The sequence below is a fragment of the Photobacterium sp. 2_MG-2023 genome, assembly GCF_030547675.1.
In the GTDB taxonomy this organism is placed as follows: domain Bacteria; phylum Pseudomonadota; class Gammaproteobacteria; order Enterobacterales; family Vibrionaceae; genus Photobacterium; species Photobacterium arenosum.
This window is the reverse complement of the sequence record NZ_JAUOQQ010000034.1, coordinates 31,049-40,944: the sequence shown is the minus strand read 5'-3', so window position 1 is coordinate 40,944 and position 9,896 is coordinate 31,049. Positions and strand designations below refer to the sequence as shown.

General features: G+C 49.2%; 6 protein-coding genes. All 6 read left to right on the top strand.

Translation table 11 applies throughout. The features are described from left to right. Nucleotides 1–267: 267 nt before the first annotated feature. Nucleotides 268–600: a hypothetical protein gene (locus Q4491_RS20115; RefSeq protein ID WP_303460357.1), complete on the top strand. Its 333-nt coding sequence runs from the start codon at nucleotides 268–270 to the stop codon at nucleotides 598–600. A gap of 8 nt (nucleotides 601–608) precedes the next feature. Further along, nucleotides 609–977 (top strand): hypothetical protein, encoded by a 369-nt coding sequence (locus Q4491_RS20110; protein WP_218384062.1) that lies wholly within the window; start codon nucleotides 609–611, stop codon nucleotides 975–977. A gap of 553 nt (nucleotides 978–1,530) precedes the next feature. Next, nucleotides 1,531–2,151: a DUF1449 domain-containing protein gene (locus Q4491_RS20105; protein WP_255557887.1), complete on the top strand. Its 621-nt coding sequence runs from the start codon at nucleotides 1,531–1,533 to the stop codon at nucleotides 2,149–2,151. 16 nt (nucleotides 2,152–2,167) lie between these two features. After that, nucleotides 2,168–4,255: a peptidase gene (locus Q4491_RS20100; protein WP_192014901.1), complete on the top strand. Its 2,088-nt coding sequence runs from the start codon at nucleotides 2,168–2,170 to the stop codon at nucleotides 4,253–4,255. 60 nt (nucleotides 4,256–4,315) lie between these two features. Beyond that, nucleotides 4,316–9,187 carry a DNA repair ATPase gene (locus Q4491_RS20095; RefSeq protein ID WP_303460351.1) on the top strand — a complete coding sequence of 1,624 codons (4,872 nt, stop codon included), beginning with the start codon at nucleotides 4,316–4,318 and terminating at the stop codon, nucleotides 9,185–9,187. After that, the gene (locus Q4491_RS20090) at nucleotides 9,184–9,888 is read left to right on the top strand and encodes a phospholipase D-like domain-containing protein (RefSeq protein ID WP_303460347.1); all 705 of its coding nucleotides are present in this window, start codon (nucleotides 9,184–9,186) and stop codon (nucleotides 9,886–9,888) included. The genes Q4491_RS20095 and Q4491_RS20090 overlap by 4 nt, the downstream gene beginning before the upstream one ends. Nucleotides 9,889–9,896: the final 8 nt, after the last annotated feature.

The window sequence follows — 9,896 nt, the reverse complement described above, 5'->3', positions numbered from 1 at the left end:
TTTCTTGTCCATATTGTCTATCCTTAAGCCTTTAAGGCTGAAGCTTAGACAATTACACAGAATTCAGGACAGTCTCAATTTATTGCTCACGATCAATTGATGTAATAATATATACGATATTATTTATTTTTAACTCGAAATAGCCTTAAATCACTTGGTGCAAAAAATCATTAGCCCCCTAAAGTTTCTCCATATCTTACTAATCAGCTATGTTTGACTCCTGTTACCGAAACCCCGATGTTAATTCTTGATAAGTGATTGGCTATTATGATTAAAGTGTCACTAAACCCTTTACTGATAGCCTTGCGCCTCAAGCAAATCGAGAATTTGGTAAGAAAGAACGGCAGAAACGATGCGTCGGATGCATTCAGACATTGCTTCTGGTCTGCCCTTATGGCTCGCGATCTGGGATATATGAATGCGCAGCGATTCACAAATGCTCATGAATCCAGCCCGGATAACCCCTTTATGGAGAAGAAAATGGATCTTCATAACAACGATGTCGGGCTGCGTATCGGAGCAAGAGGTGGAAGTGATAGCTATCTTTCCAATGCATGTATGGCTGCTCTTCAAGGTGGCGAACTGATGATTATTCAATAGGTAGTTATATGTGGAAAAAAATTTACCTTCTAACGGCAGCACTGGTTCTTTCAGCATGCTCTGAGCAGCAAAGTAATGACGCATTTTTAACCTTAGGTGATCAAGCGTTCAGCCAGAGTGCCTGGAGCGAAGCAGATGAATCAACCAGAGGGACGATGGTTTATTCTTTTCTCAAAGAATATAGCGTTACCGGAATGAAAAGCGAAACCTTGATTGATTTGCTTGGTGAGCCAACCGGGTATCATGAGTACGATCATGATCTGGCTTATTTCATTGGCGGAAATGTTCACAGCCAGTATGGTGAAGGATACTTACTCGTATTTTTCATCAAAAATGGTCTAGTTGATGAGTATCGAACCTTTCCTACGATTGACTAGTGTGCTGACTTCAGCCTTCGATTTTTGCTGAAATGACCGCCTTTTCGCCCTGTTGCTATAATCCTGGTCCGACATAACATAGAGCGGTGCACTAAGAAAATAACAAATTTATCAGTTTCATGATTTTCATATATACCCCTCAGTTTTAAATTACACCTCCAGTTGCAGCGCAGTTTTACAGCAACGAGATTTGAGGAAAGATATTTTTTCTGACGGAAAAGTGAATTTCATATTCGGGTTCAAACAGGGAAAGTTTGATACGGATCTGAAGGAATAACAAGCCTGTCAGAATCACAGTTTAGAACGTGAAATTCACAGCCAAAAAAGTGAGAAATAAGCCTGTTTTCTGACAATGCCCGATGGCGTTGTGAATTATTCATATTCACGACTTCATGTTTCAATTTATCCTTTTTGGGAAAACTCGTTGTCGGCAAAGAAAGGGGATGATAAATTCCAGAAACCTTGTTTAACGTTTCCTTATATACGGTCGCAAGATGTGACTGGTTTCCTGAAATAAATTTAAATTGATAACTCTATAAATTAGTTGGTATGCATGACCATTCAAGAAATGATCTCGATATTGCTCTCTTTTCCAACGAATGTCTTTTTCGTTCCTTTTGTCATCTTTTTGGTCATCATGCTGGTGGATCTGGTATTCAACATTGTTGAAAGTGTCGCACCGGATGTTGATCTGTTTGATGCAGAGAATATTCCGGGTGCGGGTTTGATTCTGCCGCCGATTCTGTCGAAAGTGCCATTAATGGTGGCCTTGTGTGTCAGTTTCTTTGTCGGAACCATTGTCTCTTTTTATCTGGTGCAAGCGCTGAATGCAGTCTCAGAAGCCGGTTGGATGATGGTTGTCGAAGTCGTGTCAATTCCATTTACGGCTTATCTGGCTCTTTTCATTGCCGCCTGGTTGCTCAAACCTTTGGCACCATTGTTTGATAAAAAGAAAAGCTTTGCCAAGGTTGATTTTATTGGCCTGAAAGGCCGGGTTCACAGCAGTTTGGTGAACCAGAACCGGGGTGAAGTTGTCGTGCAGCATAACGGCAGTGAATTCTTACTTGATGTCCGGGTGATCGAGCCGGAGATATCAATGGAATATGGCGATGAAGTGATCATCGTTTCTCAAGATAAAACAACAAATCATTATATAGTAGCGAAAAATAGCTAAGCATAAGGAGTTGGCTATGCAAATCTCTCCAAGCGTTATCTTTATTAGTGCTGGAGTCGGTATATTTTTACTGATTTTAATTTTTCTCACATCCAGATATAAAAAGGTTCGAGGGGAAGGTGATGCACTGATCGTCAATGGTCTGCATGCCACCCGTGCTTCTCTGACCGGTACCTTTGTCTGGCCGGTCATTAACCAGCACGAATATATGGATATCACGCGTAAGAAGATTTCTGTGATTCGCAGCGGTCGTAAAGATCAGGAAGGCGAAGAGTACGAAGGTCTGCACTGCCGCGATAATATCCGTGCCGACCTGAAAGTGGATTTCTATATCGGTGTTAACCACGAAGAAGAAGATATCGTTCGTGTTGCGAAACTGTTTACTGCTCATGAAGCATCGAATATTGAACGTCTGAAAGAACATTTCCAGCCCAAGTTTTCTGAAGCATTGAAAACGGCCGTCAAACAGTTTGAATTTGAAGAACTGCTGACTAATCGCCGTACTTTCCGTGATGCTGTGGTTGAAGTGATCGGCAGCGAAATGGATGGCTTTAAAATCTATGACGTTGTAATTGATAAAATTGACCAGACGTCTTTGGACGCGCACAGCCCGGACAACATCCTGGACGTTGAAGGTATTCGCAAGATTTCCATGATCACCGCGCATAAGAATACCGAAACCAATGCGATTCGTCAGGACGAGCGCACAACCATCAAGAAGAAAAATGTTGAAGCGGAAGCCAACCGTTTGCAACTGGATAAGCAGGAGCAGGAAAGCATTGCTCGTGCGAAACGTGAAATTGATATTATCAAAGCGCAGGAAGAAGCTTTGTCTTCCGAGAAGCGTGAAGAATATGAACGCGTGACGCAACTGGCGAAACTGGAAACTGAAGAAGAAGTTGCCAAGAAACGCGAAAGTGTTCAGATGGAAGTCGAAATGACGCGCATTACCAATCAGCGTCAGGTGGCAATCCAGCAGGAAGAGCTGAACCGTTCCGTTGAAACCGAGAAAGTCCGTACTGCAACGGAAGTGGCAGAGAAAGAAATGCACAAAGAGACCACAGTGGAAGAATCGCTCAAAGCTGTGGCGGAAATGCGTTCTCAACGTGTTGAAATTGAACGTAAGATTGCTCGCGAAGAGGAAGAAACGGAGAACCTGCGTGTTCACGAACAAGTGAACCGTCAGAAACGTGTCACTCTGACGGAAGCTGAAGCGATTGCAGAAGCGAAACAGCTGGAGCTGCTGGTTGCTGCCCGTGCGGAGAAAGACGCTGCCCGCGAGAAAGCGGAACGTCTGCTGATTGAAAATGACGCTGCGCTGAAGGTTAAGACTCGTGATGCTGAAAACGCACTGGCTGTGAAGACTCGTGAAGCAGAAGCTGACCAGATCGTAGCGACCAAGCGTGCTGAAGCTGAATTTATCGCGAAAGAGCGTGAAGCCGCAGCGAAAGAGCGTATGGCTAAAGCTGAGAAAGAAGTGATCAGCTCAACGGGTCTGGCCGAAATTGAAGTGGAACGCGAGCGTGCGCTGGCGATTCGTGAAGTGGGTGAAGCGGAAGCTTTCGCACTGCAGAGTGCGGGTGAAGCGGAAGCGCAGGCACTGCGTGCGAAAGGTCTGGCGGAAGCCGAAGCGCAGACTGCTCGTTTCGAAGCGGCTCAACAGTACGATGAGCACACACGTGAGCATGATAAGTGGGTGATGAAGCTGCAACAGGATAAAGAGCTGGAAATCGCCCGTATCGACGCGCAGAAATCTGTGGTGGGCGAGAACGCGAAAGCGCTGGCCCAGGCTCTGTCTCAGGCGGACATCAAGCTGTTCGGTGGCGAAGGCATGGAGCAAATCCGTCGTACCATTATGGATGCCGCTTCAATGGATGCGAAGTTTGCCGAGTCTAAAGTACTGAATCCACTGGTTTCTGAATATGTTGAAGGTCTGCGCAGCATGCCTCAGGACATCAAAGACATCCTGGAAAACACAGATCTGAAAAGCAGTGATCTGAGTAACGTGGCGCTGGCCGGTCTGCTGAATTCACAGGGCGGTGCGTCAGAATTACTGAAGAAAATTCAAAGTACACTGAGCTCTCACTCAGAAGACAAACTGTAATTTACGTCAATCATCCCACGCTTCCCGCCTCTTAGGAGGCGGGATTTATTAGGTAATTGCATGTCCGAAACAACTCAACAAGCGGTGAGCGAGGGTGGGGCGTACGAAATACTGAAATCCCGTCTATTTCAGCAAGGTAAACAGCTCAAGTCCCTGTCTCAAGCCTTTAATCAGAATCGTCAGACAATCTTTGGCGGTAGCGAAAGTCAACTGGTCGGTAAAGCCAATGTCCAGACACAAGCCCGCTCCATTCCCATCGATATGGCGCAGGTCAATCAGCAACTTCTCTTCGGTTATCAGGTACATGTCGGCCTGAAATCCTCTCCGTCCCTGGAGGATGTCTTTGGTTTATATCAATTACACGAGCAGGACGGCACGTTCCGCATCGAACCTTTGCCGCTGGAAAACAGTTTTCTGACGGATGCCCGTTTTCTGCACGAATTTACCGAACTTTTTACTTACTACAGCGATGCCCGCCTGACACAGATTTCTCGTCAGGAAAGCATTCTGTACATTGCCTTCCAGATCGGGATGCGTCCTGAAGACCGCAAAGTCTTCCGTTTCCAGCTCAATGCAAACTCTGTTGAATATATTGATTCGCTGGGTAACAAACAGCTGGAAAACGTTCAGCAGCATGACTTTGAGTGGATTGCCACAACCCGTGACGATCAGGTTGCCGGAGCTCATCCGCATGTGTCGATCCGCGACAAATTGTTTGTCGAATGCATTGGCGGCGATCTGACCATCAAGGTGGAAGACAACACGGATGACGGTAAAGGGATCTACAGCGAATCGGTGGACGATCCGCACCAGAGTGTTGCCGATGCTTTCATTGAATATGCCTTTATTGGTGAGCTGATCGCGTTAAAAATCAAACCGTACCGTGAAAAGCACTCGCGCTATTTTATTTATAACCCGATCAACCAGTCAGTTGCCCGGGCTGATGCGTTAGGGCTGAGTGCCAAAGCACTGCCGGAAGATCATGGTGTGCTTTATTCTCACGGCTTTGTGCTGGCAAACGGCGAAAGCAAGCAGTTTGACATGCCGTGGCAGCACCTGAAGTTCTTCCAGAAAATTGCCTCACCCAACGGTGAAGATATCCTGTATTTCTTTTTCAACATGCTCGAAGGCCATTACGTTGGCTTCACCTATAACATGATTGAGAAGAAGTTTGCGGCACCTATGGAGAGCCACGGATTCAGCCTCTATCCCGATGGCCGGATGCTGGTATTCCAGTTGTCTGAAAATGCGGAAGCGTCAACCATTCACCCGCTGCGAATCTGGGATACGCCGTTTTCTACCCCGGAACACTATGCCGCGCAGAATGCCAGTGCTGACAACACCAGCCCGCTGTTTAACCTGGGTAATGCCGAACTGGTTCGTGCGCTGTCGTCCGTGTTGTCTATCTGCCAGCTGGCGCAGTCAGAAGAAGTCACTCAGGCTGCTTTTGAAGTGCTGCTGAAAGAATGTCAGACCACGCTGGATCACTATCACTGGCTCAACCATCATTATGCGCTGGGCATGGGGGAAGTGATTAACAGTCTGATGGACACGGCAAACAAGATCATTGATGAGTTTGCCAAAGTTCTTCAGATGCAGCGTCACGCTGAAGAGAGCCTGGCTGAGCATCAGCAGGTCGTGACGAACCTGATTGCGAAGATCAAACTGGCCCCCAAAGAGCAGGCAAATGTCCTGCTGTCCCTGCTGTCAGAGCTGAAAGCGCAGGTGGGTGCCACCATGGCGCTGCGTCAGCAGCATTATATGGATACCGGCAGTGTTGATGCCTTACTTGATAGCCTGCAGCAGCACCGTGAGCAGTTGAACCAGCAGCTGCTGGCATTGTTACAGGAAGAAAAGGCGTATCAGCCGTTTAAGCAACAGATTCACGAGATAGAAACTTCGCTGGCGGATGTCAGCAAGACCGCAGACATTCAGGCGCTTCAGCAGCAGGCGGACACACTGCGTGCAGACTTGCAGCTGGTGTCTGAAGAAGTCACGGACATTGAAACCGATGATCCGACCCAGTCGACCCGGATTCTGGACTTAACCACCGAAGTCTCGTCGTTGCTGAATGCGGTCTCGGCCAGGCTGAGAAATAAATCGCAGAGTCTGCAAAGTAACGAAGCTCAGGCTGAGTTCAGTGCCCAGTTCAAACTATTGGGCCAGTCGGTCAGCAGTGCGATGGAGCAGGCGACCACGCCGGATGAGTGCGACACCCAACTGGCGAAGCTGGTGGGTCAGCTGGACAAACTGGAGTCCCGTTTTGCAGATTTCGACCAGTTTCTGGTGGAGATTTACGCCAAGCGCGATGAGATTCAGTCGACGCTGGACAATCACAAGCAACAGCTGATTGCAGCGCAGCAGCGCCGGGTACAGAACCTGATGCAGGCTGCCAATGTCACCATGGGCAGCGTCGAAAAACGGGTATCCCGCTTTGATGATGTGAAAGCGCTGAACAGTTATTTCGCCACCGACGCCATGGTGCTCAAACTGCATCAGCTGTCGCAGTCGATTCGTGATCTGGGCGACAGCGTCAAGGCAGACAGTCTGGATGCTAAGCTCAAATCGCTGCAAGACCAGTCGCTGCGTTCGCTTCGTGATAATCAGGATATCTTCGAAGATGGCGGCAAAGTACTGCGACTGGGTCGTCACAAGTTCAGTGTCAACCAACAGGCGCTTGATCTGAGCCTGGTGGAGCATAACAAACAGCTTTGTACGCATATTTCCGGTACCGATTTTTATCAGCCTATTGCAGATGAAAATTTCCTGTCTCTGCAGCAAATCGCGCGCCTTGATGTGTCGTCTGAAAGTGAGGCGGTTTATCGCGGTGAATACCTAGCATACCTGATGCTGCACAGTGCCATGAACAAAGCTGATGATCTGTCGCTTGCTCAGCTTTATCAGGCTGGCCGTGACAAATCCTTGTTGCCGCTGGTTCAGCGTTTTTCTGCGCCGCGCTACAAAGAAGGGTATGTCAAAGGGATCCACGATCACGATGCGGCTCTGATATTGCAGGATGTGCTGCCGACCTTTGAACAGGCCGGATTGCTGCGATTCAGCCAGCGTGCGCGGGCCAATGCGTTATTGTGGCTGATGATGCAGGAGGAAACGGAACTGCATCGCTGGCAGGAAAAAGCGAAAAATGCACAGCTGCTGAAAGAGCACCTGAATTCTGCGGATGCATTCTTGTCGCTGCAGCACACTCTGGCCGAGTCGGTGCAGGGTCAGGCTGCTATGGAAAGCAGCGATTACCTGATTCGGTTACTGGCGGGTACGGATGTGCGGATTGAAGTCAGTCAGGATGGCTTTGAACTGAGTGAAGATTACCTGCAATTTCGTCGCAGTCTGGGCTGGAACGGCGAGCAACTGGCGCTGGATGTCGCCTTTGCCGATCACCAGCAATGGCTGAGTGCTTACACCGCCCAGAAGCAATATGGTCAGGCGTTTGTGGTCGAAGCCGCTGCGATTGCGGTATGTAAAACCCATTCAGACCGCTTGCTGAGTCCTGTGGACTTCTCTCTGGCTTGTCCTGTACAGGGACTGCTGGGCGAGCACGATCGGGTTGAAGGCGGCACATTAACCCTGGTCCTGGATGATTTCATCCAGCGCTGTGAACATCACCGCAGCGAAGTGGTTCCTCAGTTTGAGGCTTATCTGAGTCAGCGGACGGCATTACTGAATCAGGCAAAAGATCAATTCAGGCTGAGCGAGTTCAAACCGCGGCCGCTGACCTCTTTCGTCCGTAACAAGCTGATCAGCGACAGCTACCTGCACCTGATTGGCGACAACTTTGCCAAGCAGATGGGCACAGTCGGCGACAAGAAGCGGACGGACCTGATGGGGATGCTGCTGCTGATTTCTCCGCCTGGCTACGGTAAAACAACCCTGATCGAATATGTGGCGCATAAGCTGGGACTGGTCTTCATGAAGGTCAACGGCCCGTCGATTGGCCATCAGGTCACCTCGCTGGATCCGGCCGATGCGCCGGATCAGAACTCAGCGCGTGAAATCGAGAAGATCAATCTGGCCTTCGAAATGGGCAACAACGTGTTGTTGTATCTGGATGATATTCAGCACACCAGCCCGGAACTGCTGCAGAAATTCATCTCACTCTGTGATGGTACCCGACGGATTGAAGGAACCTGGCAGGGGAAAACCAAAACCTATGATATGCGCGGCAAGAAGTTCGCTGTGGTCATGGCCGGGAACCCGTATACCGAAACCGGTGAAGCGTTCCGGATTCCGGACATGCTGGCCAACCGGGCCGATATCTATAACCTGGGTGACATGCTGTCGGATCAGCAATATGCGTTTGAGCTGAGCTTTATTGAGAACTCACTCACCTCTAATCCGGTTCTGGCGCCACTGGCAACCCGCGATCTGAACGATCTGTATCATTTTGTCAAAATGGCACAAGGGGATGGCGTTGCGCTGAGCGATATGTCGCACTCGTATTCATCAACTGAAGCCAACGAAATTGTGGCGACGCTGCAGAAACTGATGCTGGTTCAGCAGACGGTTCTGAAGGTGAATCAGCAGTACATTCTGTCGGCAGCAACGGCAGACGATTACCGTGTTGAGCCGCCGTTTAAGTTGCAGGGTTCTTACCGGAACATGAATAAGCTGGCTGAGAAAATCGCTTCGGTGATGACGGATGATGAGCTCAATACCTTGCTTCAGGATCACTATCAGGGCGAAGCGCAGACGCTGGCCAATGGCACAGAAGAAAACCTGCTCAAGCTGGCAGAACTGCGCGGCAACATGAGCGCTGAACAGCAAGCCCGCTGGGAAGACATCAAACAGGCCTATCAGCGCAAGCAAATGATGGGTGATGAAAGTGACCGTGCCGGACAAGTCGTTCAGCAATTAGCGATGCTGAATCAGCATGTTGCGCGGTTCGCTCAACCTGTAAAACCGGAGGATTTGCAATGAATCAGCAACAGTGGCTCGACTGGCTGAAAGCGTCGCTTGAAGATGGCCGGCTGGACGACAGCGAGCGGCGTGAATTACAGGTTTCACTGGTGGAAGTGGGTTTATCGGATGATGAGCGTTCTTTTTTGCGCAACCAGAGCTTCAAACTGGCGCAACAAGCCATACAGCAAGGGGCAGAGCCCCTTGCTGTACTTCGCTGGCTGGAACGGGTAGTGAAAGTGCTTGATAACACCCGCAGCTCTGCCATTGCAGAAGTCGCGACCAGTTGGTTTTCACCGGGGCGTGCCTGTGCGGGCGGCATCATTGAGCAACTGCGACAGGTGCGCAGTAAAGTGGATATTTGTGTCTTTACGATTGCGGATGATGAACTGACCAAACACATTCTGGCAGCGCATGAACGCGGCGTGCAAGTGCGGGTGATTACCGATAACGACAAGCTCAATGACGCTGGCAGTGATATTGATTATCTGGCACGTAAAGGCGTCGCCGTGAAAATTGATACCACGGCTTATCATATGCATCATAAGTTTGCCGTGTTTGATGGCACCCGGCTCATCAACGGCAGTTTCAACTGGACACGCAGCGCGTCCAGATACAATCAGGAAGACATTACGCTGACGGATGACCGCCGTTTTCTGACAGCGTTCGAGCAACAGTTTGAAGAGCTGTGGCAGCGTTTTCCTTGTCATCAGCCGAGTTAAGGAGAGCA

Excerpts from the sequence above, each read along its gene's own strand:
- Q4491_RS20100 (WP_192014901.1), top strand. The coding sequence starts at position 2,168 with ATGCAAATCTCTCCAAGCGTTATCTTTATTAGTGCTGGAGTCGGTATA.
- Q4491_RS20115 (WP_303460357.1), top strand. The coding sequence starts at position 268 with ATGATTAAAGTGTCACTAAACCCTTTACTGATAGCCTTGCGCCTCAAG.
- Q4491_RS20090 (WP_303460347.1), top strand. The coding sequence starts at position 9,184 with ATGAATCAGCAACAGTGGCTCGACTGGCTGAAAGCGTCGCTTGAAGAT.
- Q4491_RS20095 (WP_303460351.1), top strand. The coding sequence starts at position 4,316 with ATGTCCGAAACAACTCAACAAGCGGTGAGCGAGGGTGGGGCGTACGAA.
- Q4491_RS20110 (WP_218384062.1), top strand. The coding sequence starts at position 609 with ATGTGGAAAAAAATTTACCTTCTAACGGCAGCACTGGTTCTTTCAGCA.
- Q4491_RS20105 (WP_255557887.1), top strand. The coding sequence starts at position 1,531 with ATGACCATTCAAGAAATGATCTCGATATTGCTCTCTTTTCCAACGAAT.